Below are 26,113 nucleotides of genomic sequence, written 5' to 3'. Positions count from 1 at the left end.
TCAATTACGCTTGCAACCTAACTCTCCTGATGGGGAAGGACAATTTTAGGCAGGTCAACAATAGGTAAACAATCAGAAAATGGAGGGAATAACAGGTGATATAGACCGATTCAGTTAAGTTTCTTACCTTTTTTTTCAATTTCCATCATAAACTCTGTCAAGTTCTCTTCGGTTTCAATATCCAGCTTTTTTCGAAGTCGATAACGCGCCGTCTTCACGCTGTTGGGAGTAATGCCCATAATAGTGGCGGTTTCCTTAATAGACAGGTTTAATTTAGCCAGAGCTGAAAGACGTAGCTCATTGGGAGTCAGGTCGGGATATTTCTTTTTGAGAATATCAAAGAAATGATCATGCACTTCTTCAAAATAAAGACGAAACTGTTCCCAATCTTCATCCAGACTATAACTGTAATCTACCAGATTTTGCAGTTTTTGCAATGATCTGTTCACGTTGCCATTATCCTTATGGCGCATTTCGTTGATCTTCTCCTTCAACTCCTTCATCGCCTCATTTTTTTGGACAAGATGAAGGCTATGGGTGGTTAGCTGTTTATTTTTAAACTCCAGATCTTGTTCCAGCTGTTGCTCCTTCAGCCGGGTATTTTCCAATTCTGTCTGTTTCTTTTTTATTTTTAGCCGCTGCCTGTTATACACAAGAATCCCGATGATGCCAATAAGAAGAATCCCAATAAGAAAGGCATTGCGAAGCATTGCTTGCTGTTCTCTTTCCTTCTGAAGTAATGCAATTTCCTGTTCTTTTTGTTCCGTCTCATATTTAGTTTGCATTTCTGTTATTTGCCGGGATCTTGTCTGATCAAATAAACTATCTTTAACTTCAATCAATTCATCCTGCGTTAATAACGCATTCTCCAGATCACCTATCTTTTTATATCCCTTAGTAAGTACTTCAAGTCCTTTGCGGATTAGTTCCAGGGATTCTATTTCTTCAGCATCATCAAGTCCGTGTTTTGTCATCTCAATAGATTCAGTAATGCTCCCGGAAATAAGATAGTTACTGGCAATTTGATATCTGCTTTGAATCACCTCTTCCCGCATTCCACTTTTTTCGAACAACGGAATAGCCTGAAGCAAATAGTTAGTTTGAGCCTCTAAATTGTTCTGTTCGGCATGTAGAGTAGCAATATTCTTTAGGCTAAGAGCCTCTAACCTATTATCAGACATATTTTGTGCTAACTCCAGCGCCTCGCTATTGGCTTCCTTGGCCAGATCGTACGATTTTTCGTTTCTATATAACTCACTAATTTCTAACAAAATACTTGCCATAGCGTGCTCTCCCGGAAGCCGTTTGGAAGCATCAAGTGCAATATTCATAATTTCCAGAGCTTGGTCATTATCTCCTATGGAGTCATATGCATTGCTCAATTGAACGGCATTAATAGCTATGTCATTGGGATTATCATTACGCTGGCTAATTTCTAATGCCCTTTCATAAAAGGAAATAGCCTTTGACATCTGACCCAATTTTTCATTGATATATCCAATATTAATAAGCGTGTGTGGCAGGTCGGTCTCATTATTTTGCTTTTCTTTCAAATCAAGGGCGTCATAATAATATTCCAGGGCTGTACTATAGTCACCCTGTCTTCTGTATAACGCACCTACATTTTCGAGCGTAGCCACAATTTTATCCTGAGCACCAATTTGTTCAAAAATTCTCTTTGCTTCTGACAAATGTTGAAGTCCCACCGGATGTTTTCCGTTCATAGAAAGTAACCGCCCCAGATTGCGATGACTTTCTCCCCGCAACTCTTCCCCGGCAACTCTCTCGGAGAGATCAACCGCTTTCCGCGCATAATCAATGGCCGCCTCCATATCTGAACGACGCACTTGATCACTAAGCTTCAATAATATCTCAATTCGCTGTTCTTCCCGGGCTTCCTGCAACTGTGCTTTTAAACTATCAGTCTTAGGAGCAAGCTGGCCGTAAAGGTGGGATACTGATAAGATTAGGATCAACCCACATATCACACATGAACGTAGATACCCATGCGATATATTCTCCGAGTATTTAACCATTCGTTTTAATATCAGCATGCTCACATAATCCCTATTTCAAGAAACCTCCCAAGTCATACTCTCTCTTTATATGTAATCCCTCAAATGACACCTTACAAATTTTTCAGCTTTTTTAATAAAAATAAAGTATTTCCCTTCAAATTTATGAAGACTTTGAAAAGATCTTCATAAGTTCTTTGATTCATTTTTTGGGGCTGAATGTGGAGCTGTATTTTTGCAGCAGCTAATATAGCTGGGTTAGATTTGAACCTATAGCCGTTAGGGGTCATAACACGTAGGGTTAGGGATCGTAACACGACTTGTTAGGAGTTATAACACGGCGTGTAAGAGGGTATAACGCTATGAAGATTTTATTAAGAGAAGCCTCCTGTATGTGAGTAATGTGCTCTTAACCTGTTCAAGCGTCAAAGAACATGAATGTATTTGTTAAATTTCATGTTCCTGTATATGTTGGCTATATAGAGAAATATTTCCATAAAACTTTCAGCCAATGGAAAAAGAGAATAACAATACCACTTTTCAGGAGCGTATCGACAAGGGAGAAACTATAGAACCCAAAGATCAGATGCCGGAGCGATATCGGCAACAGCTCATCCGGATGATGTCTCAGCATGCTCACTCAGAGATTGTTGGCATGCTTCCGGAAGGGAACTGGATTACCCGCGCTCCTTCGCTTCGCCGTAAAATGATTCTGCTTTCCAAAGTCCAGGATGAAGCAGGGCACGGCCTGTATTTGTATAGCGCTACAGAAACGCTGGGTGCCAGTCGCCAAGAAGTTATCGATGACCTTCTGAATGGCCATGCCAAGTATTCCAGCATATTTAATTATCCGACCCTTTCCTGGGCAGATATAGCTGTCATCGGCTGGCTGGTAGATGGAGCTGCGATCATCAATCAGACCATGCTGGCACGAAGTTCTTACGGGCCTTATGCCCGGGCAATGGTACGCATTTGCAAGGAAGAAAGTTTTCATAAGAAGCAAGGGTATGAAATGGTGGCTACCATGGCTGATGGCACGCCTGAGCAACAGGAGATGATCCAGGATGCGGTCAACCGCTGGTGGTGGCCTACACTCATGATGTTTGGCCCCCATGATGAGGATTCACCCAATAGTGCCGAGCTGATCAAATGGGGCGTAAAATCAAAGACAAACGACGAGCTCCGACAGAGCTTTGTGGATCGCCACGTGCAGGAAGCCCATACGGTAGGTCTCGAAATTCCGGATCCTGATCTCAAATTCAATGAAGAAACCGGCCACTGGGTATTTGGTGAAATTGACTGGGATGAGTTTTGGAACGTAGTCAAAGGTAATGGACCTATGAATCGTCAACGCATAAACACACGGCGTGAGGCTCACGAAAACGGTAAGTGGGTACGTGAAGCTGCCGAAGAATACGCCCGGAAACAGAAATTGAGCGAAGAAAAAGCGTCATAACCCTGTAAGGTCGTATTGCAATACGACCTTACCATCAACTAATAGGTCTTATGAACAACAATAAGAAATCCGAAAACGAAGATACCCAATGGCCGCTTTGGGAGGTTTTTACTCAACCTCGCGACGGTAAACCTCATGAACATGTAGGGAGTCTCCATGCCCCGGATGCGGAAAAGGCCTTGGAAAATGCCCGTGACGTATATACGCGCCGAAAAGAAGCGGTCAACATCTGGGTGGTACCCAGCAATCAGATTGTGGCATCCAAAGGCGAAGATGAGGGACCATTTTTCGATCCTGCTGATGATAAACCGTACCGGCATCCACAATTTTACAGTGTCCCAAGAGTTTCAAAACGACGATCATGAGTACAGCTACTACATCCAAAGAACTAACCGAAGAGGAAGCGCTTTTTGAATACCTCATCCGGCTGGCCGATGACCGCCTGATATTGGGCCATCGCCTCTCTGAATGGTGCGGACATGGACCCATACTTGAAGAAGATATCGCCCTAGCTAATATTGCTTTGGATTACATTGGTCACGCTGCCAATTTATACGAATATGCCGTTGAGATAGAAGGTGAAGGCCGCCACCGTGATGATCTGGTCTATTTTCGAAATGATGTTGAATACAAAAATTTAAAAATCACCGAACTGCCAAAAGGTGATTTCGGCTTTACCATTGCGCGACAGTTTTTATTCTCTTCGTACAGCTACTATTTGTACCAGCTGCTATCGGATGTTGAGGATGAACAGTTTTGCGGCATCGTTAAGAAACACTTTAAAGAGGTACAATATCACCTGCGTCACAGTCGTGAATGGGTATTGCGGCTCGGTGACGGTACGGAAGAGAGTCACGAGCGCCTCCAAAATGCTTTTGATGAAATCTGGATGTACATCGGAGAACTGTTTTATCAAGATGAAATTGATGAACGACTCCAAGATGAAGGATTAGCAGTTGATACGGAAAGCTTTAAAGCTGACTGCAAAGAAATAATTATACAAACACTGGAAGAAGCAACCTTGAAAGTTCCGGATTTTGACCAATATATGGCAGAAGGAGGACGGCAAGGACTTCATACAGAGCATCTGGGACATTTATTGGCAGAAATGCAACACCTGCGGCGGTCGTATCCCGATGCCGACTGGGAATAGTTATTTGTTTACTGGTTATTAGTTATTGGTCTTAAAGCTAATAAACCATAAGCTGATACCGTTACAGAATATCATGCCTACAGCAACTACATATAATAAAGATGCAATCCGGGATCTTCTTTCGGAGGTCAAAGATCCGGAAATTCCCGTACTTTCTATAATAGATCTGGGAATATTGCGTGAGATTAGAATTAATGAAGATAGAGTGACAGTGCGGATTACCCCCACCTATTCCGGATGCCCGGCAATGAAAGCCATTGAAAAGGAAATCGAGAAAACGCTTAAGGTAAACGGTATCCAAAACTACGAAATAAAGAAAGATTTTTCTGAAACGTGGACTACAGACTGGATGTCTGAAGGGGCTAAAAAGAAGTTGAAGGATTATGGCATTGCGCCGCCCGGTAAGACCGAAAAAGAGGACGATTTTTTTAAAACCCTAAAAGGATCGAGCCGGATTATTCCCTGCCCTTACTGCGATTCCACCAACACCGAATTGCAAAGTGAGTTTGGTTCAACCGCTTGTAAATCGCAATATTACTGCTATGATTGTGAAGAACCGTTTGAACACTTTAAATGTATCTAAATCATGAAATATTCGATCCTATTCATTAGCATTATACTGTTTTTATCCACTTCAGTGAGTGCTCTTGCGCAACCGGTTCATGAGGAAGTCAATCTTGCCCCCTATACCTCTTCCTCAATAACAGTTAATGAATTAGAAAACCCTTCTTTGCAGAATTTGTTGGCTCCTTCCGGATATCAGCAATCTGAATTCAATTTCATTTCCCCTCCATCCAAGTCAATTAATTTTAGTAAAACGACTAAGACACTGCTGAAAATAGGTACTAGCCTTATCCGTGGAGATAATGAAAATTATCCTACCTATTCGTTTAAGGATGCCTGGAAATATCCGGGGCCGACTGTGCGCTATCCCGAAACAGCCACAGAATATGAACTATTTTTAAGCCGCTTTAATCGCTATAATCCAGATGAAAACTAAAAATTAACCACTACGGGTTTATGAGTGAACAACTGGTAGCATCCAGCATTGAAGAATCAGTTTTAACCCTTTCACTAAACCGTCCGAATAAGCTCAATAGTTTTATTGAGCCTATGGCAAATCAGCTTCAGCAAGGACTGAATGAAGCTAAAACTAATGATAAAATCAGATGTGTACTTCTAACCGGAAAGGGAAAAGCCTTTTGTGCCGGACAAGATTTGCCGGAAGTCGTCGATAAAGGAGAAGATTACGAGCTCGGTGAAACCGTTCGCAAAAGTTATAATCCTATTATCAAAGCGATTCGCCACCTTGAGAAGCCCGTTGTTTGTGCCGTAAACGGAACGGCAGCAGGAGCAGGAGCAAATCTTGCTTTGGCCTGTGACATTGTCTTGGCATCTAAAGAGGCCGTTTTTGTACAATCTTTCAGCAAAATTGGGCTGATTCCCGACAGCGGCGGCACCTTCTTCCTTCCACGTTTAGTAGGACTCCAGCGTGCTAATGCCATGTACCTGCTAGACGAAAAGATATCCCCTGAAAAGGCGGAAGAAATCGGATTAATCTATAAAGCCGTTGAAACTGATAAGCTGATAGAAGAAACTCAATCCATTTGTCAAAAACTGGCCTCAATGCCCACCAAGGGATTTGGTCTATACAAGCGTGCAATTAACAGATCCTTTTCCAATAACCTGGAAGAACATCTTGAACTGGAGGCCGAACTGCAAACCGAAGCAGGCAATACGGATGATTATCACGAAGGAGTACAATCATTTCTCGAAAAACGGAAACCAGAATTTAAAGGAAAATAAGAGTATATATGTCAAAATATCTTTCAGAAGATAACTTTGTAGGCGTTGTAGGTGCCGGAACCATGGGGCAAGGGATTGCCCAGATCGCATCCACCTATAGACACCAGGTTTTTTTATACGATGCCTACAGTGATCAGCTGGGAAATGCCAAACATTCGCTCCGAAAAATCCTGCAGCGACAGGTTGAAAAAGACCGCATGACCCAAGAAGAAGTTGACGGCATTATGGAGCGGATCCATTTTGAGGATGACCTTACGAAGTTCAACCAATGCGAAATCGTCATAGAGGCGGTCATTGAAGATCTGGAAATCAAGCAAGATGTCTTTCAACGGCTGGAGGGGATTGTATCGCGTGATTGCATTCTGGCAACAAATACCTCTTCGTTGTCGATTGCTGCTATTTCATCAGTATTAAAAAAACCGAAACGTTTCCTGGGAATACACTTTTTTAATCCTGCGCCAATCATGCCGTTGGTCGAGATTGTACCCGGTATTTCCACTACTGAAAAAACGGTCAACACTGCCCGGACCCTTATCGATAACTGGGACAAAACAACTGTTTTAGCTAAAGATACTCCTGGGTTTATTGTTAATCGTGTTGCACGCCCTTTTTATGGAGAAGCCATTCGTCAACTCGAAGAAGGGGTAGCCGATATTCCTACTATTGATTGGGCAATGAAAGAGATTGGAAAATTTAAAATGGGTCCCTTTAAGCTGATGGATTTCATCGGTAACGATATAAATTACAAAGTAACCGAAACCGTTTTCGAAGAATTTTTCTATGATCCACGATTTAAGCCATCATTTACTCAAAAACGAATGGTTGAGGCTGGGTATCTGGGCAAAAAATCAGGGAAAGGATTTTATGACTATGGTGACAATGCTGAGAATCCCGAACCAACCAAGGACAAAGACCTGGGACAAGAAATTGTCGATCGCATTTTAGCCATGCTAATCAATGAAGCAGCCGATGCGGTATTTATGAATGTGGCTACGGTTGAGGATGTGGATCTGGCCATGACCAAAGGGGTCAACTATCCCAAGGGATTACTGAAGTGGGGCGATGAGATTGGTCTTGTAAATGTACTGGATCGACTTACTTCCCTGCAAACAGAATATCGTGAAGATCGATACCGACCAAACCCACTATTAAAGCAAAAAGTCCGTAACGGAGAGACTTTCTATTGATAAATACAGTTGTTAGCATTCAGCTTTCAGAAGATGATTAAAAAGAAGCTGAAAGCGATGACTCATAGCAATACAACAATGCAAAAAGAAGAATTAGCTCAAAAAGTGGTTGATAAAATGATGGCGGATGATGCCTTCAGCCAGTGGCTGGGCATAAAAATCGTAGAAATTGAACCCGGCTATGCAAAATTAGGTATGAAAGTCCGAGACGAAATGGTTAATGGGTTCAATGTCTCACATGGGGGGATTTCTTTTTCGCTAGCCGACAGCGCCCTGGCATTTGCTTCCAATAGCTATGGACGAGTAGCAGTAGCCATGGAAAACAATATTTCATTTATAAAGAAAGTGATGACTGGCGATACTCTAACTGCAGAAACCGAAGAATTAAGCATTGGTCGGCGTATTGGCGTTTATAATATTAGTATTACAAATCAAAAAAATGAGCAGGTAGCACTATTTCGCGGAACCGTTTTCAGAACTCAGAATTACCATTTTGAAGAAATTTCAAATTGATCTTACTTAATATTCAAAACTTTAACCTTCTACTGAGTTATGTCTGAAGCTTATATCATTGACGCTATCCGTACTCCCATAGGTAAATATAGGGGAACACTCTCTCCTATCAGGGCCGATGATTTAGCGGCATTAACTATCGAAGAACTGATGGATCGAAATTCTAATATAGATCCTGAATGTATCGAGGATGTCATCTTTGGGTGTGCCAACCAGGCCGGTGAAGATAACCGCAATGTAGCACGCATGGCCGCGTTACTTGCCGGACTCCCTACTTCAGTACCGGGTGAAACCATAAATCGTCTGTGTGCCTCAGGTATGAGCAGTGCAGTCCAAGCCTACAAATCGATCAAGGTGGATGAAGGGGATCTATTTATTACCGGTGGTATGGAACACATGACCCGCGGTCCGATAGTATTGGGTAAAGGAGAAGCTCCCTATTCCGGTACTACCGAAATGCACGATACTACCTTTGGGTGGCGGTTTATAAACCCAAAAATGGATAAAGAGTATGGCAGCGAAGCGATGGGTGAAACCGCCGAAAACATTGTAGAAAAATATGATATAAGTCGTGAAGATCAGGATAAATTTGCGGCATGGTCGCAACAAAAAGCGGCCCAAGCGACTAAAAGCGGACGCATGGCCAAGGAAATCATGCCAGTGGAAATCCCACAACAAAAAGGAGATTCTGGTATTTTTGAAGAAGACGAGTTTATTCGTCCGGAGACAACAGTTGAAGTTCTCAGCAAACTACCGGCCGTTTTCCGTAAAGGCGGAACTGTAACTCCCGGTAATGCCAGCGGAATTAATGATGGTTCGTGTGCTATGCTCGTAGCTGGAGATTCTGCCATTAAAGATTTCCAATTGGAACCACTGACACGAATCGTTGCGTCGGCAGTGGTTGGCGTTGAACCTCGCATTATGGGGATGGGGCCAGTTGGAGCAACAAAAAAAGTATTAGAGCGAACGGATTTAACGCTGAATGACATCGACATAATTGAGCTGAATGAAGCTTTCGCTGCTCAAAGTTTGGCGGTACTTCGAGAACTAGGAGTTGAAGATGATGACCCACGGGTGAATCCGCATGGCGGGGCTATCGCACTGGGACATCCGCTGGGCATGTCGGGCGCGCGACTGCTCCAAACGGCTTCGTTTGAACTTCACGAGCAGAATAAAAAGTATGCACTTTGTACACTCTGCGTGGGAGTGGGACAAGGCATGGCCGTGATCCTGGAAAAAACGTAGATTGGTTATTGGTGAATCAGGTAAATAGTAAATAGTAAATAGTAAATAAATTTACAAAACAATTTTCCTTCCTTATAAAGGAGAGAAAAAATTAAAAAAATCGGAACTATTAACTAATAACAATTAACAAAACCGTGATTTACGAATTTGAGGGATACAAGCCGGTTGTTGATGAAACCGCTTTTGTGCACCCGCAGGCAGCGGTCACCGGAAATGTAGTAATTGGCAAGAATGTCTATATTGCCCCGGGAGCGGCCATTCGCGGTGACTGGGGAAAAATCGTGATCAAAGATGGGTGTAACGTACAGGAAAACTGCACCATCCATATGTTTCCCGGTGTAACCGTTGTGCTTGAGGAGAGTGCGCACATCGGTCACGGAGCTATTATTCATGGCGCACATATCGGCCGTAATTGCCTGGTGGGTATGAATGCTGTAATCATGGATAATGTCGAATTGGGAACGGAATGTATCGTAGGCGCACTAACCTTTGTAAAAGAAGGAATGAAAATCCCAAAACGTAAACTAGTGGTTGGGAATCCTGCAAGAATTGCCAAAGATGTTTCGGATGAAATGATCCAATGGAAAACGGAAGGCACAAAATTGTATCAAAAACTTCCCGGACAGTTAAACGATACGTTGAAAGAATGTGAACCGTTGCGAGAAGAACCCGAAGTCCGACCGAGTCAGTCAAAGAAATACGAAACCTGGGAAAAAAGGAAAAAATAATCTTATGGGACTTTTTACCAATAATAAAAAAGGGAAAACACCGCATACCTGGTATCCTGACATTCTGCATTGGAAAGAGGGAGATGAGATATATTGCTGGGGAATAATATCGGCATTTGGTATACGTAATTTCAGTATGGCCAATTATCATAAATATGTAGATTCAATGTCAGGCTCTGCTAAAGGAACTTTTTATTTTAAAAGCGTAGATGAGCAGGGAAACATATTTCTTGAAGATGAAAGTGGCAATATTGTACAGTTCGAATTCTGGCGATTTATAAAAAAGGCGCGTAACGAAAGTCTCAAAAGCCGCAAGGTAAAAGAACGGGTTAAGAAATCGGAAGAATATATGGAGCTGATGAAAGAGTTTCAGAAAGCATTTAATGAATTGCAGGAATCTGATAATCACCCGCATAGATTGGGAGAATCCAATGGGGAATAAAAATGAAAGTAAAAAGTTACGTTAAAGGCGAATGGGTTGACGAAGGCGAAGAACAAGATTTGATCAGCGCGGTAACCGGAGAACCGGTTGCTCATATGCTTAAAGCAGACTTGGATTATAAGGGCGCCTGTGAATATGCTCGTCAGCAGGCCGGACCGAAGCTCCGGGCAATGTCCATCCACGAGCGTGCGTTCAAGATCAAATTTCTGGCGCAATACCTACTTGAGCGCAAAGAAGAGTATTACGAGCTTTCGACCCATACCGGAGCTACCCGGCAGGATTCCTGGATCGATATTGAAGGTGGAATTGGCAGCATGTTTACCCTCTCCAGCAAATCCCGCATCGAGCTTTCCGATCTACCCTACCATGTGGAAGGGAGCCACGAGCGGCTATCGCGCGAAGGGACGTTTGTGGGACAACATATCTGTGTACCACGTCATGGTGTAGCTGTGCATATCAATGCGTTTAACTTCCCTGTCTGGGGAATGCTGGAGAAGCTGGCCCCTTGTATTATTTCGGGAATGCCAGCTATCATCAAACCGTCGCCAACCGGTTCATACCTCGCATATAAAGTTTTTAAGGATATGCTAGAGTCAAAGCAACTTCCTGAATGCGCCATCCAGTTTATTGCTGCTGATAAGCCGGGTGATCTTCTACATCATCTCAATAGCCAGGATTTTGTTTCATTTACCGGTTCCGCGGAAACAGGACAAAAGCTTAAAGCCCATCCTAACATCATTTCCAATAACGTACGATTTAATCTTGAGGCCGACTCACTAAACTGTTCGATTTTGGGCTGTGATGTCACCCCAGATATGGAAGAATTTGACCTGTTTGTGAATGAAGTGACCGAGGAGATGACGGTAAAAACAGGACAAAAATGTACGGCTATTCGCCGGACATTAGTCCCGAAAAATCAAGTTAAAAACGTGATTGACGCATTAAAAAAGCGACTGGAAAAGACTTCTATAGGCGATCCCGCTAAAAAGGAAACTAAAATGGGTCCGCTTGCCAGCGCTACACAAGCCGAGCGTTTTAAAGAACAAGTTTCTTCACTACTGGAAACCACTCAGTTGATCTATAGCAATGGTAACGGCCGGCACGAAGGTGTATCATTCACCGGACCAAAAGTGCTGCTTTGCCACAAGCCGCTGGAGGTGGATGAGGTCCACAAAGTGGAGGCCTTCGGTCCAATGACTACGTTAATGCCTTATGAATCCAATGAAGAAGCGATCAAACTGGCCAACAAAGCGGATGGCTCACTGGTGGGCTCGCTCTTTACGGCAGATGACGATATTGCCCGCGAAATTACACTGGGGTGTGCCCCCTACCATGGACGCTTTATGGTGGTCAATCGAGATTGTGCCGACGAATCAACGGGACATGGGTCCCCAATGCCACACCTGGTACATGGCGGACCTGGTCATGCTGGCGGTGGAGAAGAGCTAGGCGGTGCTCGGGCTGTCATCCATAATATGCAGCGCGTAGCTCTGCAGGGTTCACCGACTACATTAAAAAATATAACTCAGCAGTATATTAAAGGAGCAGAAACTAAAGAGGCCGAAACACATCCCTTCCAACAGTATTTTGAAGATCTGGGTGTTGGAGAAGCGAAAACGTCCGATACTTACACTGTCACCGAGGAAGATATTGAGCGATTTGCTGATTTATCGGGTGATAAATTTTATGCCCATACCGATCCGGAAGCTGCCGAGCGATCCCTTTTCGGCGAAATTGTGGCTCATGGTTATTTTGTACTTTCACGAGCCGCGGGCTTGTTTGTACATCCCGACGAGGGGCCGGTATTACTCAATTACGGGTTGGAAAATCTCCGCTTTGTAGCTCCCGTTGCACCCGGCGATACCATCCAGGCGAAGCTAGTTGTAAAAAGCAAAAAGGTTCGTCAGAAAAAAGCCAAAGATAAATTTCCTTTTGGAATCGTTTATTGGGATGTAGAGGTCACAAACAAAGATGATGAATTGGTAGCCGAATATACGATCTTGACACTCATTAAACGTCGTGAAATCCTGGATATGGATATTTTTGAGGAGGATAAATAGCAAATTAAAGAGTCTCTCCTCCTTGGGAGGAGAACAAGAGGTGGGTAAATCGTGGCCAAGGAAAAATTGAATATCATTCCTTACGAACCCCACCTAGTTGAAAAAGCCAGAGAACTCCGCAATAATAGTACTCCTGCTGAAAAAAACTTTGGAAGTATCTCCGAAAGAAACAAGTTCATTAATATGATTTTGACCGACAGAAACCAATAGACTGCTATATTGTGGATTTCTATTGTAAGGAATTAAGGCTTGCTATCGAAATTGATGGAAAGTATCATGACCATCAACAGAAATATGATCTGTCCAGACAAAGAAAACTTGAATCATTAGGGGTTCAATTTCTCAGATTTTCTAAAAAAGAAGTGTTAAATGAAATTGATAATATATTGCGTGTTATTGAACAGTGGGTTTCAAGACATATAGATTAACCCACCCCTTAATCCCCTCCCTAGAGGGGAAATCAGATTGATACCGTATAATTTATCGGACTCCTGAATTCAGAAGTCTTTAATTAAATCTTCAAAAATTATTGTCTGAATCTATGGCTGAGAACGGAGAAATTACGACCAACATAAAAAATAACATTGGTACTATTGAATTTTATCATCCAAAGGGGAATTCCCTGCCGGGAAAGATGCTTCGGGATTTGGCCGAAACCATTACTGAAATGGGGAAAAGTCCCAAAGCACATGTACTTGTACTAAAAAGTCGTGGCGACGGGGCTTTTTGTGCTGGTGCTTCTTTTGATGAATTAATGGCCATTGATAACTTCGATGAAGGCAAACATTTTTTTATGGGCTTTGCTTTGGTACTCAACGCCATGCGGAAATGTCCTAAGCTTATTATCGTCCGCATACAGGGCAAAACCGTGGGCGGCGGTGTAGGTATCGCATCGGCCGGGGATTATACCTTAGCGCATGAATCTGCAGCTATTAAACTTAGTGAACTGGCATTAGGTATCGGACCGTTTGTAGTGGGACCTGCCGTAGAGCGAAAGGTAGGAACTTCTGCTTTTAGTACCCTCTCTGTAGATGCCTCGGGCTGGAACAGTGCCCACTGGGCGCGAGAGAATGGTTTATTCTCAAAAGTATGGGATTCCCATGACCGACTTGATGAAGAGGTTGATTCTTTAGCCAATCAACTTGCGGATTACAGTCCACAGGCGATGGAGGAGCTCAAAAAAATGCTTTGGCAAGGAACAGAAAATTGGGACACCTTACTCGAAGAACGAGCGGAAATTAGTGGGCGACTGGTACTATCAGACTATACCAAAGAGTTTATTGAAGCATTCAAAAGTTCATAAGACCAATTACTGATGAATCATACTGAGGTAAAAAAAGCCCTCCGGGAGTTAGCTGATTCAGAGGTCTCCGAGCACTCGAAGCGATTTTTCAAAACAGGTCCGGGCGAATATGGGGAAAAAGACCAGTTTCTTGGGATTAGGGTGCCTAAAATCCGTAAAATTGCCCGAAGATCTAAAGAACTTTCGTTAACCGAAGCAGAACAGCTTCTTCATTCAAAATTTCATGAGGAACGGCTATGCGCTCTTATCATTTTAGTAAATCAATCAAAAAAAGCTGATCCGAAAGAACTGGAAAAAATCTATCAGCTATACCTTAGCAATACTGCCTATATCAATAATTGGGATCTGGTTGATACCTCTGCCGAACATATTATGGGGCGTTATCTAGCTGACAAAAATCGGGCAATTTTATATACATTGGCTAAATCGGATGATCTTTGGGAACGCCGTATCGCAATTATGAGTACCTTCCACTTTATTAAAAACAACGATTTTAATGACACCCTGAAGATTGCCAAGCTTCTCCTAAACGACAAGCATGACCTCATCCACAAAGCGGTAGGTTGGATGCTTCGCGAAGTGGGAAAACGGAAGATGGAGGTTGAAGAACGCTTTTTGGAACAACATATCGAGGATATGCCCCGCACAATGGTCCGATATGCTATCGAAAAAATGCCGGAAAGTAAACGCCAATCGTACTTATCAAGATAGATCAAGTAGTTAGCTCGGTACTTTTAGAGGGGCCTCTTCTTTCTCAAATTCCAGCGAGAAGCGTGTCCCCTGGCCATCACCATTGCTTGTCATTTCGTATTCCCCCTGCAACTGTTGACTTAATGTTTCAACAAGCGTTACACCAAGGCTATCCCTTTCAATATTTTCAAAATTTTCAGGTAGTCCCTTGCCATCATCCTTAATTATAAGCCTTACTTTCTTACCAATTTCGTTCATCCGTATCTTTATGGTTCCCTCCTTTCGGCCTTTGAAGGCATGTTCAAAAGCATTACTTACAACCTCATTCAGGATTAATCCACAGGGAATACCCTGATCAACTCCTAATTTAAAATCATCAATCTCAATATCAATGTTGATATCCTTATCCGGACTACTAAAAGAATAGGCAATTATATTAATTAGTTCGTGTACATATTTTTCAAAATCTATTTCTGCCAGGCGCTCATTTTGATATAATTTTTCATGAATCATAGATATGGATTGTACCCGACGCTGACTTTCTGAAAGCACGCGGCTTACAAAACTATTATCTGCATAGCCCATCTGTAGCTCCAGCAGCCCGGAAATAACGGCCAAATTATTTTTTACGCGATGATGAATTTCTTTAATAAGGACTTCCTTTTCAGCCAAGGCTTCCTGCAAGTCTTTAGTCTGTTCATCCACTTGCTCTTGTAACCTTTGCTTCTCCAGCATTCCAACCCGGAATTTTATATATCCATATATCAAGCCTATAAGGCTTATTCCAACCAAACCGTAGAACCAATATGTTTGCCAAAAAGGATACGCTACAGCAAACTCGAACTGTGCTTCATTGTCTTTCCACTCAGAGTTCCCACTTTTCATCTGGACAATAAAATTATAGTTACCCGGATCTAAATTAGTAAATATTGCTGTTTCAGAACTTGTCGGTTCCGACCAACTTTCATCAAATCCTTCAAGTTTATAGCGATATATTTTATTAGAGGCATTTCCGAAAACCGGGGCAGTATAACTTAAAGAATAGGTATGCTGTCCAAACGGAAAAGTTACACTTGGAAATAATGGTCGTCCAAACTTATAGGCAAGCGAATCAGTATATTCCTGCCAGTCTACATCCTGCGAATTTCGTTTTATGTTTGAAATATACAAGCTTAAACTTTCTGACCGTTGCTCAATCTTGTCTGGCTCAACCTCCAGAACCCCTTCCATCGTTCCAAATAATGCTCGGTTATCTCCAACAGGTAATACGACTCCCTGGTTTGTTTCAATACCAATTCCCTGGGCGGATAATTGATAATGCATGAGGTTCATATCTCCGTTTTCCCAATAGCCGGGAACATCTAACCGGTGTATACCTCCATTGGTTCCCTGCCACAGCATTCCGGACTTATCAAACCACAGATATTGGGTTGTCACTAACTCCATACCCGTCTCTTGTCCAAAGTTTTCAATAGCGGTTACATCACCGTTTTCATCGAGCTCCATCAGAGTTATACCACCGGCGGTACCCAGCCATAGGTTACCCTTCCGGTCTGAAGTTATGTAGGTAATCTCTCTGTGGGCAATACCATCCGCCGTTGTATAGTTTTTAAATTCTGTCCCATCATATCTGCTGATACCGTTATAAGTAGCTATCCATAAGTACCCTTTATGTTTATAAACCTGGTATACAATACTAGAAGCGAGGCCATCTATGCGATCATAATGTGTTGTCTCTCCTTCCTTTTGCTGAAACAAACCTTCATCGGTGGATATCCAAATTGTACTATCTTGATCAACGTACAAATCGTACGTAAACCATAAATCCAGGTTTTCCCCTTCAGAATAATTCGTTAATTCTTGTCCATCATACTTATAAATTGCATTATCCGGCATTAAAAATAATAGTTCACCATTAGGTAATTCAGCAATATCCCAGACTTCTTTTGAATTTTCATACCTATCAGGGAACGGCAACTCATTGAATGTCTCCCCGTCAAATGAAAATATGCCATTACTGGTTCCTGTCCATATAGTACCTCTACTATCTTCTAACAGGCTGTAAATTTTAGGAGAATTGAGGCCCGACTCTGTTCCATAAAAAGTAAATCCTTCTCCACCATAGCGATTAATGCCAGCCCCATCTGTTGCAATCCAGATGTTTCCATCGTGCCCCTCATACAGGTCGTAAATATGATTACTACTTAATCCATTTTCTTTAGTAATATGTCTTGAAGTGCTATCAGAATGGACAAAGACTCCATCAGCATAGGTGCCGATCCACATATTCCCGTCTGAGTCAGCAATGAGATCATACACATAGTCAAGTTCAACCCCACCTATCTCTGTAATAGCTGAAAAAGAAGAGCCATCCCAGGTAGTAATGCCATTACTACTTGCAAACCATAACCCTCCATCTTCTGGGTGAGGAACTATCCGATAGATACTTTCTCCACTAAGTCCGTCATCTACGGTATAATTTTTAAATTCAGTTCCTTCGACCAGATCGTCTTTCTCTAAAACGGATAAGCCTCCATCGGTTGCTATCCAAATATTTCCATTCTCCGCTTCCCAAAAATCCCAGACGGTATTATTCTTCAGGCCATCCTCAGTAGTTAATCTTCTTAGCTGCGAACCATCATGGATAAATACCCCTCCCCGGTACGTTCCAATCCAAAGCTCACCATTACTCATTTCCTGAACTGCATATACCTCAGAGGTATCCAGAATACTGTTATTAAAAGGATAGACAAATTGATCGCCCACCATTTTTGCGATACCGCTGCGATAGGTGGAGACCCACAAATTCTCCTTACTGTCCTCGTAGATAATCTCAATACTATTATCTTTCAGCCCATCATTGATGGTATAAGTAGTAAAGTCTCTCCCATCGAATTTTGCAAGTCCTCCACCATAGGTACCGGCCCATAAAAATCCATCTGAAGTTTGTAATAAGCTATGGACCTGCGAATGAGGTAATCCCTTATTTACAGAATAAATTTGCAAATTATATCGCTGGGCATATCCTAAAAGAGGAAGGGTTAAGAGAACCCCGATCAAAAAGAGTCTTTTGAAATTCATAAACTGTTATCCATTGCCGTCATAACTCTCCCGTATTTTTAGCAGATTAGCCCTACTCTCATCCATCAGCCTGTATAATAAGTAAAAAACAGTATTTATAATAGGTATTATCATTTTTTAATACCCAATTAACTATAGTGGTTATTGCCGAAATTATAATCTTAAAAAGAACATAAATTTTCAATACTATTCGATATTTTCTGAACATCCGGAAGTACAGCATTCATTAATTCGACATTATGAGGCATTGGAATATCAGGCATCGTTAAACGCTCAACAGGTGCATCAAGATATTTAAAAGCTTCTTTCATCAATACTGCACTAACCTCTGCCCCAAAGCCGGCCGTTTGGGTATCTTCATGAACAATTAGGCACCGGTTTGTAGTTTTTACAGACTCCAAAACAGATTCTTTATCCCAGGGCATTAACGTTCGTAAATCTAAAATATCAGCGGAATAATCTGTCAACCCTGCAGCCTCCTCACAACGCTCACACATAGCACCCCAGGTAACGATTGTAAGATCCTTTCCCTTCTGAAGTTTCTCAGCTTTACCAAAAGGCACCACAAATTTATCCCCCGGATAAGGACGACGAGCATATTTTGCATCCAGCAAATTCCGATGTTCAAAAAAAATCGTGGGATTATTACTTCGCATTGCTGATCGTAACAAACCCACGGCATCTTGCGCATTACTCGGCATTGCTACTTGCCAACCCACCGCATGAGCAAAAAACACCTCATTTGACATACTGTGCCACGGGTCACCACACTTTGCGAAACCACCGGGCATCCGTACCACTATTGGAGCCGCAAACTTATTGGCTGTTCGCCAGCGTATAGTGCCGCAGTTATTAAGCTGTTCTGTAGCCGGATCCGCATACTTTCGAAATTGTATTTCGGCTACCGGCATTAACCCAGAATATGCTAATCCAACAGCGCGGCCAATAATACCCTCTTCAGACAAACTTGTATCAAATACTCTCGACTGACCGTATTTAGTTTGCAAGCCCATTGTCGCAGCATGTACCCCACCTTTGGCCCCCACATCCTCTCCAAATACTACTACTTTTGGATTAGTTTCAAGCTCATAATCAAGCGTTTTTCGGATTCCTTCAACGATATTTATTCGCTGCTTACCAGCATTGGGTTCAGTAGATTGATCCGGAAATTGGTGTCCCGAGGGAGCAAGCCCGCCCACTAACTGGATTTCAGGACTCCCATTCTCCTTATACTCGGAAAATACATAACGGGTTGCTTGTTCTTTATCCGGTGAAGGCCTGTTCAACGCAGCCCGACTTGCCTCATCAACAGATTCCGCAGCCTTTGCTTTGAGATCATTCCAATCGGCTTCTGACACCCGATCAGGCACTAAAAATGATTTAAGTTTATTTAATGGGTCCCGTTGCTGCTCTTCTTCCAGCAGCTCGTCTGGTTTATAGGCTTGATTATCCTGATAAGAATGACCATTCAGACGTGGCATGGTTAGATGAATAAGAGCAGGGCCTTTGCGATCACGCACATAATTAACTGATTGAGTAATAAGCTCGGCAGACTCTTCAGGACTAGTTCCGTCCCCATCAAAAATCCGCATATTTTTAAAGGAATAGAGATTCTTTGCGATATTTCCACCGGGCGTCTGATAGTCTGCAGGTACGGATATACCATAATTATTGTCCTCGATATAAAAAAGTATGGGCAGATTTTGCGTTGTGGCAATAGTCAATGCCGACCAGAAACCATTGGTGGCAACAGAACCGTCCCCTCCCATGACTACAGAAATAGCATTTTCATAGTTTTTATTCTCCAGGTTCTTTCGATGATAGCGAATGCCCTGGGCCCATCCTATGGCCGGCGTGTATTGAGCTCCCACATCACCAGCCATAGGTAGCACTGTAGGAGCTCCCAAGCCAGGTTTATTGCATACGACACCGATATCTCTTCCATCACTATATCCCCCTGATTTGGCCATGGGAGCAGCCATAGCATCCTCCAAACTAAGTCCCAATGAAAGCATCAGGGGGCGTGATCTATAATAGGCACTGGCCGCATCGTGCTCATGGTAAAGATGCGCTCCCAACAAAAGCTGTCCGAGTTCATGTCCCCTGGCCGAAAACTGGTATAGCACCTCTTTATCCGGTACCAGTTCCTTTTCCTCTTTATCATCTATGGCCCGTGAATACAGCATCAGCTGTGCTATGTTCTCCCAATCAATCGTTTTCATATTCCGGGACTTATTCTGATTATCGACTTCTTTTATTGACATGGCTGTTTATAAAGTTTTACACTTTATTGATCCGCTATTTTTTTAAACGCATGTTTAAAATGTTCCATTTCTTTTTTTCGACCAACCGTTATTCGTATACACGCAGGTAAGCCAAATGCATGGAGCCGGCGCAAAATAACTCCTTCTTCCAGCATTTTCTGGGTAAAATCAATAGCTCCTTGCTCGCTTTCCAATTGTATCATCACAAAGTTAGCTATCTACGGAGCATAAGCAATTCCCTGTTGCTCAAAAAATTGATACAGATTCTTTTTTCCTTCGGATACGCGCTTATAAGCTCTTCGTAAAAAATCCTGGTCTTTTAAAGCTGCAAAAGCAGCAGCCTGGGCTGGTGCTGTAGGCTCAAACGTAAGCTTTGTCTTCTTCATATGACTGATCATTTTTTTTGAACCAATACCGTAGCCAATCCGTAAGCCCGCCAGACCATATGCTTTAGAGAATGTTCGAAGCGTTATAACATTATTATAATCATAGCTAAGAGAGTCAGGATAATCCGAAACTTCGCGAGCATACTCGTAATAAGCCTCATCCATAATTACCAGCACCCTGTCTGGAACGCGGCGCATAAACCGTTCAAATTCCGATTGCGTTATATAGGTACCCGTAGGATTATTAGGATTGGCGATATAAACCATCTTTGTACTTGGCTCTATGGCTTCGGCCATTGCTTCCAGATCATAGCGATAATCCTTTGACAGTGGTATTTTTTTGATAGAAATGCCACGGATATTTGCCTGTACAAAAAAGCCAACGAAGGTTGCCTTTGCTGTAATCGCTTCCTCATTATTCAAAAAAAAAGTGCGACAAAGATTAGCAATCAAACTCTCAGAACCCGCTCCTAAAATAATATTCTCAGGATCTACTCTATATTTTTCTGCCAAAGCCTGAGTTAGTTTTCGAGAAATGGGATCCGGATAATCCTGTATTTCCTGTATTGCCTTAATAACAGCCGGTTTCACAACGGAACTACATCCCATTCGGTTTTCATTAGAGGCCAGTTTTGATATTTCCGGAGGATTATATTCCGACTGAACCTCCTCGATGGTTTTTCCGGCTACATATGGAGACAGATCACGAATATTATATGGTACTAATTGCTGGTCATCCATAGAAAATGCACCTTTCTCTATGTTTAAATGGAAGTTAAATTCTATTGGCTTTTTTTATTAACCCCATTTCGCAGGGAATTCAATATGATTAAAATAGCCCTTTTTAACAATGTTAATCAATGAAATTATGGCTCGAATTCCATATTGTTAGATCCTAATGGAGTTCTTACATTCTTTCAAAAAGAAAAACTCATTCATATGTCTAAAGTTGCAATAGTGACTGGTGCCAGCCGTGGAATAGGCCGTGAGGTTTGCAAGCAACTGGCTGAAAGAAATCATCAGGTAGTAGCGGTAGCACGATCAAAAATTCCGTTACAGAAACTACAGAACGAATATCCTGAAAATATTTTTTCTAATCCCACGGACCTAACTGTGGAAAAATCTGTAACAGAATTAATACAGACGCTTACTTCAAGATATGAAGGAGTAGATATTCTTATCAATAACGCCGGTGCACTAATCAACAAATCGTTTCAGGAACTTACCCTGAATGACTGGCGCTCTCAAATGGAAAGTAACCTGATTAGTGCAGTAAATATCACAAAACATTTGCTTCCCCTTTTTAATAACGACGCTCATATTATAAATATCAGTAGTATGGGCGGCTTTCAGGGTAGTGCCAAATTTCCGGGTCTTGCAGCTTATAGCGTATCCAAAGGGGGGCTTTCTATTTTGACGGAATGTCTTGCTACTGAATTTGCCGAACATAACATTTGTGCAAATGCATTATGCCTGGGTGCTGTGCAAACCGAAATGCTTGAACAGGCTTTTCCGGGCATCGAAGCTCCTGTTTCTCCAGAAGAAATGGGAACTTATATTACCGATTTTGCCTTAAATGGGTCTAAGTTCTACAATGGAAAAATATTACCTGTAGCTTTGGAAGATCCCGAGTAAATTTTCACAATAAAAAGCTAAAAGAATTATCTCTCACTATTAACCCAATATATGATTACCGTGAAAAAAACAATTCTGCTATTATTTACACTTGGAATAATTGCACTCAGTTTCAGTCCCACTCAGGGTCAGTCAATAAAGCTCGTTGGACAAAATACATTAAATGGAGCCGTTAACGGTGTGCTCTTGGGAGGAGCAACTATGGCTCTACAGGACAGCGATTACTTTGGCCCTGTTCGTACCGGATTAGGGGCAGGAACGCTTTACGGCATTGGCATTGGAGTACATGATATTTCTAAAATTGATAAGGGACAACAATTTTATATTTCAGCTACCTTCAATGATGCAACTAATACTTCGGTTATTCCTCTGTTGGATACCCTCTATGGGGCTGCAGGAGGCGCACTTATCGCCTCCTCTGTATCTTTAATTATTCGCGAACCCCTGGTAGAATCACTGCAATACGGATCAGCTATTGGAGCTTGGGCCGGGTTTGGATTCGGACTTATTGACGCTTTCATATTAGCTGAAGGACCAGATTTTTCCCAAGCCTCCACATCAAATCCATCGAAAGTGAATGGATTTGTCACTTATGAAAACAAAGATCGCTCTCTGGAAGTCGGCCTTTTTAATCCAACCGTCATGGAGAAAAAAGAATTAACCTCTTCCACAATGGGTGCTCATTACCATCCGGTTTTTACTTTTATGGATGTTAATATTGCACTTTAATCCATTTCGGGCTCATAATCATCTGGAGTCTCAAAGCTTGATCCTTCTTCAGGATCTTTAGCTAAAGCAAGAAACCGAATAAGTTCCTTCACAGTATTTACATGTCCTGAAAGGGAAGGATGAAGTCCATCACTCAAGTAATTCCATGCTGAAGGTAAATTGTCATCCTCGCTTTCATCATCCTCATCATGCATGCGTTCTCCCAAAGGATCAACGATATATCCTTTTTTTCCTGTAAGGATCTCACGGTATCCATTTAAGTCCTCCTCATAAATATTAAAGTTAAATAGCCGTATATCTTCCAGCATCTCGGAAATAACGGGGGGAGGCGTCATCCAGATAAGTGGATTATCCGTAACCTCGGCAACAGTAGATTCTATAGTATTCATATTTTCCCAGTAATCCGCCAGCGAAACCAATGGACGATCGGGAGCCACATGCAAACGTTGCGCATCAAAGGTCCCAAGTGCCACTATTACCCAATCCGGATCGTGATCCAATACATCCCTATTCAAACGTTTTAATGCATCTGTTGAGGTATCGTAGGAAACACCGCTGTTTACAAAGGTTAAATCCGGGGTATCCAGTCCTATTTCCAGAACGTGTTGAAATACATTAAACCACCCCTGCAGATCATCGGTAATAGAATCTCCGAGAGCAACAATGGTATCGCCCTTTTCAAACGGAAGTTTTTCGATCCATTCTGCCACCTCACCATCTTCCAGCAGTTCAATAGCAGCTTCCTTAGCATTTGCAGCAAACCGATCCCTCAATTTCCTTAATTCATCATGTTCAATTCCCATCAGCCCTGCAATTGCCTCTTCATTTTTGATACCAGGCAATAAGGGATACCGTTTCTCCAAATTTAGAAATTGCAGCAAATACTTTTCTAAAACTTCTTTCTCATCTTCTGTTGCTCGGTATTCAGACATAAATCGTATATACTCTTTTAATATTATTCATTAATAAGCCTGCTATAATGATAATAATTCATCTACTAGTTCAGGCGTTCCAACAGCAGCTGTTTTCTTTATATGCTTCCATCCTGTATAGTCCGCTAACTCTGGGTTATTGGGATCAATTATATATTTAGGAATATCAGAATCTGCCAAATCAACCAGACCTGCTGCCGGATAAACAACGAGAGAGGTACCAATAACTATTAGAATATCCGCTTCGGATATAATGGAATAAGCTTCTTCCATTTTAGGTACCGGTTCTCCAAACCAGACCACATGAGGCCGCAGCTGACTACCATCTTCAGCGGCATCTCCAACTTCAATTGGGCGACCCCCAATATTATAGATCAGGGACCGATCTTTTTCACTTCTAACTTTCGAGAGTTCACCGTGCAGATGTACGACATTTTCTGACCCGGCCCGTTCATGTAGGGAATCCACATTTTGTGTAATAATGGTTACTTCATAACTCTCTTCAAGCTTTGCAAGTGCCTTATGTCCGGCATTAGGATCAGCTTCAAAGGCCTGTTTTCGACGCTTATTATAAAAATCCAGAACCTTTTCCTTATTATCTTGCCAAGCCTGAACGGTAGCTACGTCGCGCACATCATAGCCTTCCCACAGACCATCCGAATCGCGGAACGTTTTAAGCCCGCTATCCGCACTCATACCGGCACCTGTCAGGACAACGACCTCATCCATATAGATCTGTCTTCTTAAGCTAGGAATGCAAAATTTGTGGAGTAATAGAATCTAACCATGAACTCGATTCCTCATAATCCTCCACTACATCCGGAGTTTTATTACTGATAAAAGAGGTTACCATCTGTTCTACCTCTACCTCCAGGGTTCCAATCGCATTTTGGATGAGTTTTTGATTAAATCCTTTATCTCCAAGTCGAAGAGTAAATTCCAAGGAAATAACGCGACTCAGGATTCGTCCCAACTCAACAAGGCGATCTTGTGCAAGCTGTTGGTCAATTTTGAAATCCAGAATGTCACTAAAATAATCTGATGCCCTGGAGGTATGACTAAAATCACTTAAAAACCGGTAAAGATTCTCAAGCTTAAGTTTCCGCATTTTTTTCAGAACAGATTCTGAAATTTGTTGATAGAGGATATCATTGGATCCTTCGAATATCTGGAATGGCCGACTGTCAATAAGGGCCCGTCCGGCAATATGATCAAGTCGGTATCCTTTTGCCCCTGTTAGTTGTAAGAGCGATTGGGCGGCCTGTTGCATGAGATCGGTTGTATAGGTCTTGATCGTATTGGCAGTTATATCCATTCCGGCAACATTCTTCGACATTGGTACATTTTGACTAGTAAAGGCACACATGGCCGAGCAAATAGTAAAAGAGGATTGCAGGCGGTTTAACCGTTTCTTTACTTGATCGTACTGAAACAGACTTTGTCCACCAACCGATCGCTCTTTACAGTGAGTAATGCCTTCAACCATCATCCTTTTAAGGAAGCCAATACCCATGCCCGGGAATTGCAACCGGCTCCGGTGAAGTACATCGAGCATCATTTTAATACCTGTAGACTCAGGTTGCAGTCGATAGTTTTCCGGTACCGAAATGTTAATTTTATTGCGCCCATAAGGCAGCATATAAAGTCCTAAATTTTTGTAATACTCTTCAACCTCTATTCCACCTCTCCGGCTATCGTGGATAAAGAATCCGATATCTCTTCCTAATCTTCCTTTGCTCTTTCGTCTTGCTGTAATAAGCCAATAGTCTGCACTACCCGTCAACCCTGCCCAATGCTTCGTTCCTGAAACTTCATAAGTTGATTCTCCTTCCTCTCCTACCTTTTCAAAAGAAGTTTCCATTCGCAACGCATCAGAACCAAAATCAGGTTCCGTTATCATTAGCCCCCCCATACATTTATCATTCACAAATCGATCAAATATAGGCTGCTTTACTTCCTCTGAACCATAATTTGCAACCGGTTGAAGAAAAAGAGCTCCATTAATTCCCATCATCAATGAAAGAGGTAAGGATTCGTAGGAACTCGCTTCCAACATAGATAACGCTTCGTGCGTTTTTATTCCTCTTCCTCCATACTCTTCAGGTATAAAAACACTTAGAGGGTTGCACTCCATAACCTTCTCAAATACATCATTGGGCAGCCCACGGGTCAGGCTTAGCTCATTAATATCTTCCTGTTCATTAAAAAGCGTATATAGCCGCTTTTTATAGCGATTAATAAACTTAGAAAATTCCATTTTTCTTTCTCACGGTTATGAATTAAAGCCAAAAGCCAGTCCAGTCATTACTACAATATATTGAATTTAATCTTTTGGATAAAAAAACCTTTAAAAACAGACTGATTGTATCTAATAAAAAAAAGAGGTGACTCCCGTGGGGAATCACCTCTTGGTAAATAAAAGAGCAGTCGGGGACCTACGCTCCCGGCCGGTCGGCCAGTACCATCGGCGCTGCAGAGGGTCACGTCC

General features: G+C 42.2%; 24 protein-coding genes and 1 pseudogene. 17 read left to right on the top strand and 8 right to left on the bottom strand.

Annotation, left to right across the window (positions count from 1 at the left end; all coding sequences use genetic code 11):
- Positions 1–110: 110 nt before the first annotated feature.
- Positions 111–2,054: a tetratricopeptide repeat protein gene (locus tag ABEB05_RS00125; RefSeq protein WP_345694218.1), complete on the bottom strand. Its 1,944-nt coding sequence runs from the start codon at positions 2,052–2,054 to the stop codon at positions 111–113.
- A gap of 472 nt (positions 2,055–2,526) precedes the next feature.
- On the opposite strand from ABEB05_RS00125, the gene paaA reads away from it, so the two are divergent.
- From paaA to ABEB05_RS00050, 15 genes are all read left to right on the top strand, one after another.
- A complete protein-coding gene (gene paaA, locus ABEB05_RS00120) occupies positions 2,527–3,471 on the top strand; it encodes a 1,2-phenylacetyl-CoA epoxidase subunit PaaA (RefSeq protein ID WP_265786393.1) in 945 nt (314 codons plus the stop codon).
- 50 nt (positions 3,472–3,521) lie between these two features.
- Positions 3,522–3,836: a 1,2-phenylacetyl-CoA epoxidase subunit PaaB gene (gene paaB, locus ABEB05_RS00115; RefSeq protein WP_265786392.1), complete on the top strand. Its 315-nt coding sequence runs from the start codon at positions 3,522–3,524 to the stop codon at positions 3,834–3,836.
- Positions 3,833–4,624 carry a 1,2-phenylacetyl-CoA epoxidase subunit PaaC gene (gene paaC, locus ABEB05_RS00110; RefSeq protein ID WP_265786390.1) on the top strand — a complete coding sequence of 264 codons (792 nt, stop codon included), beginning with the start codon at positions 3,833–3,835 and terminating at the stop codon, positions 4,622–4,624. Before paaB ends, paaC begins: the two co-directional genes overlap by 4 nt.
- A 73-nt stretch (positions 4,625–4,697) precedes the next feature.
- Positions 4,698–5,207 carry a 1,2-phenylacetyl-CoA epoxidase subunit PaaD gene (paaD, locus tag ABEB05_RS00105; RefSeq protein WP_265786387.1) on the top strand — a complete coding sequence of 170 codons (510 nt, stop codon included), beginning with the start codon at positions 4,698–4,700 and terminating at the stop codon, positions 5,205–5,207.
- A 3-nt stretch (positions 5,208–5,210) separates the two neighbouring features.
- Positions 5,211–5,624, top strand: a complete 414-nt coding sequence (locus ABEB05_RS00100) for a hypothetical protein (protein ID WP_265786385.1) — start codon at positions 5,211–5,213, stop codon at positions 5,622–5,624.
- A 20-nt stretch (positions 5,625–5,644) separates the two neighbouring features.
- Positions 5,645–6,430, top strand: coding sequence for an enoyl-CoA hydratase-related protein (locus ABEB05_RS00095; protein ID WP_265786383.1), 786 nt, complete (start codon positions 5,645–5,647; stop codon positions 6,428–6,430).
- A gap of 8 nt (positions 6,431–6,438) precedes the next feature.
- Complete coding sequence (locus ABEB05_RS00090; protein WP_265786381.1) at positions 6,439–7,617, top strand: 3-hydroxyacyl-CoA dehydrogenase NAD-binding domain-containing protein; 1,179 nt, start codon at positions 6,439–6,441, stop codon at positions 7,615–7,617.
- Between the two features lie 33 nt (positions 7,618–7,650).
- The gene (gene paaI / locus ABEB05_RS00085) at positions 7,651–8,130 is read left to right on the top strand and encodes a hydroxyphenylacetyl-CoA thioesterase PaaI (protein WP_265786379.1); all 480 of its coding nucleotides are present in this window, start codon (positions 7,651–7,653) and stop codon (positions 8,128–8,130) included.
- A gap of 39 nt (positions 8,131–8,169) precedes the next feature.
- Positions 8,170–9,375: a 3-oxoadipyl-CoA thiolase gene (pcaF, locus tag ABEB05_RS00080; RefSeq protein ID WP_265786377.1), complete on the top strand. Its 1,206-nt coding sequence runs from the start codon at positions 8,170–8,172 to the stop codon at positions 9,373–9,375.
- Positions 9,376–9,509: 134 nt separating this feature from the next.
- Positions 9,510–10,103 (top strand): acyltransferase, encoded by a 594-nt coding sequence (locus ABEB05_RS00075; RefSeq protein WP_265786375.1) that lies wholly within the window; start codon positions 9,510–9,512, stop codon positions 10,101–10,103.
- A 4-nt stretch (positions 10,104–10,107) separates the two neighbouring features.
- Positions 10,108–10,545, top strand: coding sequence for a hypothetical protein (locus tag ABEB05_RS00070; protein ID WP_265786373.1), 438 nt, complete (start codon positions 10,108–10,110; stop codon positions 10,543–10,545).
- Between the two features lie 2 nt (positions 10,546–10,547).
- Complete coding sequence (gene paaZ / locus ABEB05_RS00065) at positions 10,548–12,605, top strand: phenylacetic acid degradation bifunctional protein PaaZ (RefSeq protein ID WP_265786371.1); 2,058 nt, start codon at positions 10,548–10,550, stop codon at positions 12,603–12,605.
- A gap of 221 nt (positions 12,606–12,826) precedes the next feature.
- The gene (locus ABEB05_RS00060; protein ID WP_345694217.1) at positions 12,827–13,033 is read left to right on the top strand and encodes an endonuclease domain-containing protein; all 207 of its coding nucleotides are present in this window, start codon (positions 12,827–12,829) and stop codon (positions 13,031–13,033) included.
- 113 nt (positions 13,034–13,146) lie between these two features.
- Positions 13,147–13,908 (top strand): enoyl-CoA hydratase/isomerase family protein, encoded by a 762-nt coding sequence (locus tag ABEB05_RS00055; protein ID WP_265786369.1) that lies wholly within the window; start codon positions 13,147–13,149, stop codon positions 13,906–13,908.
- 12 nt (positions 13,909–13,920) lie between these two features.
- A complete protein-coding gene (locus ABEB05_RS00050) occupies positions 13,921–14,619 on the top strand; it encodes a DNA alkylation repair protein (protein WP_265786367.1) in 699 nt (232 codons plus the stop codon).
- Positions 14,620–14,628: 9 nt separating this feature from the next.
- On the opposite strand, the gene ABEB05_RS00045 is transcribed toward ABEB05_RS00050, so the two are convergent.
- The 3 genes and pseudogenes from ABEB05_RS00045 to hisC all read right to left on the bottom strand — a co-directional run bounded on the left by ABEB05_RS00045 (position 14,629) and on the right by hisC (position 21,070).
- Positions 14,629–17,679: a two-component regulator propeller domain-containing protein gene (locus ABEB05_RS00045; protein WP_265786365.1), complete on the bottom strand. Its 3,051-nt coding sequence runs from the start codon at positions 17,677–17,679 to the stop codon at positions 14,629–14,631.
- Between the two features lie 161 nt (positions 17,680–17,840).
- The gene (locus ABEB05_RS00040) at positions 17,841–19,901 is read right to left on the bottom strand and encodes an alpha-ketoacid dehydrogenase subunit alpha/beta (RefSeq protein WP_265786363.1); all 2,061 of its coding nucleotides are present in this window, start codon (positions 19,899–19,901) and stop codon (positions 17,841–17,843) included.
- A 65-nt stretch (positions 19,902–19,966) separates the two neighbouring features.
- Positions 19,967–21,070, bottom strand: a pseudogene (gene hisC, locus ABEB05_RS00035) (histidinol-phosphate transaminase).
- A gap of 198 nt (positions 21,071–21,268) precedes the next feature.
- Here hisC and ABEB05_RS00030 point away from each other — a divergent pair.
- Entirely contained in the window at positions 21,269–21,964 is a 696-nt protein-coding gene (locus ABEB05_RS00030; RefSeq protein ID WP_265786361.1) for an SDR family NAD(P)-dependent oxidoreductase, read from the top strand.
- Positions 21,965–22,024: 60 nt separating this feature from the next.
- A complete protein-coding gene (locus ABEB05_RS00025; RefSeq protein WP_265786359.1) occupies positions 22,025–22,693 on the top strand; it encodes a hypothetical protein in 669 nt (222 codons plus the stop codon).
- Here ABEB05_RS00025 and ABEB05_RS00020 read toward each other — a convergent pair.
- The 4 genes from ABEB05_RS00020 to ABEB05_RS00005 all read right to left on the bottom strand — a co-directional run.
- Positions 22,690–23,625 carry an SGNH/GDSL hydrolase family protein gene (locus tag ABEB05_RS00020; protein ID WP_265786357.1) on the bottom strand — a complete coding sequence of 312 codons (936 nt, stop codon included), beginning with the start codon at positions 23,623–23,625 and terminating at the stop codon, positions 22,690–22,692. The two genes, ABEB05_RS00025 and ABEB05_RS00020, sit on opposite strands and share 4 nt — an antisense overlap.
- A gap of 42 nt (positions 23,626–23,667) precedes the next feature.
- Entirely contained in the window at positions 23,668–24,354 is a 687-nt protein-coding gene (locus tag ABEB05_RS00015) for an SIR2 family NAD-dependent protein deacylase (RefSeq protein WP_265786355.1), read from the bottom strand.
- Positions 24,355–24,373: 19 nt separating this feature from the next.
- The gene (locus ABEB05_RS00010) at positions 24,374–25,882 is read right to left on the bottom strand and encodes an acyl-CoA dehydrogenase family protein (protein WP_265786353.1); all 1,509 of its coding nucleotides are present in this window, start codon (positions 25,880–25,882) and stop codon (positions 24,374–24,376) included.
- A 50-nt stretch (positions 25,883–25,932) separates the two neighbouring features.
- On the bottom strand, positions 25,933–26,113 hold a 181-nt coding region (locus ABEB05_RS00005), incomplete at its 5' end, for a hypothetical protein (RefSeq protein ID WP_265786351.1).

Source organism: Fodinibius salicampi, from assembly GCF_039545095.1.
In the GTDB taxonomy this organism is placed as follows: Bacteria; Bacteroidota; Rhodothermia; order Balneolales; family Balneolaceae; genus Fodinibius; species Fodinibius salicampi.
This window is presented reverse-complemented; position numbering and strand designations above follow the sequence as displayed.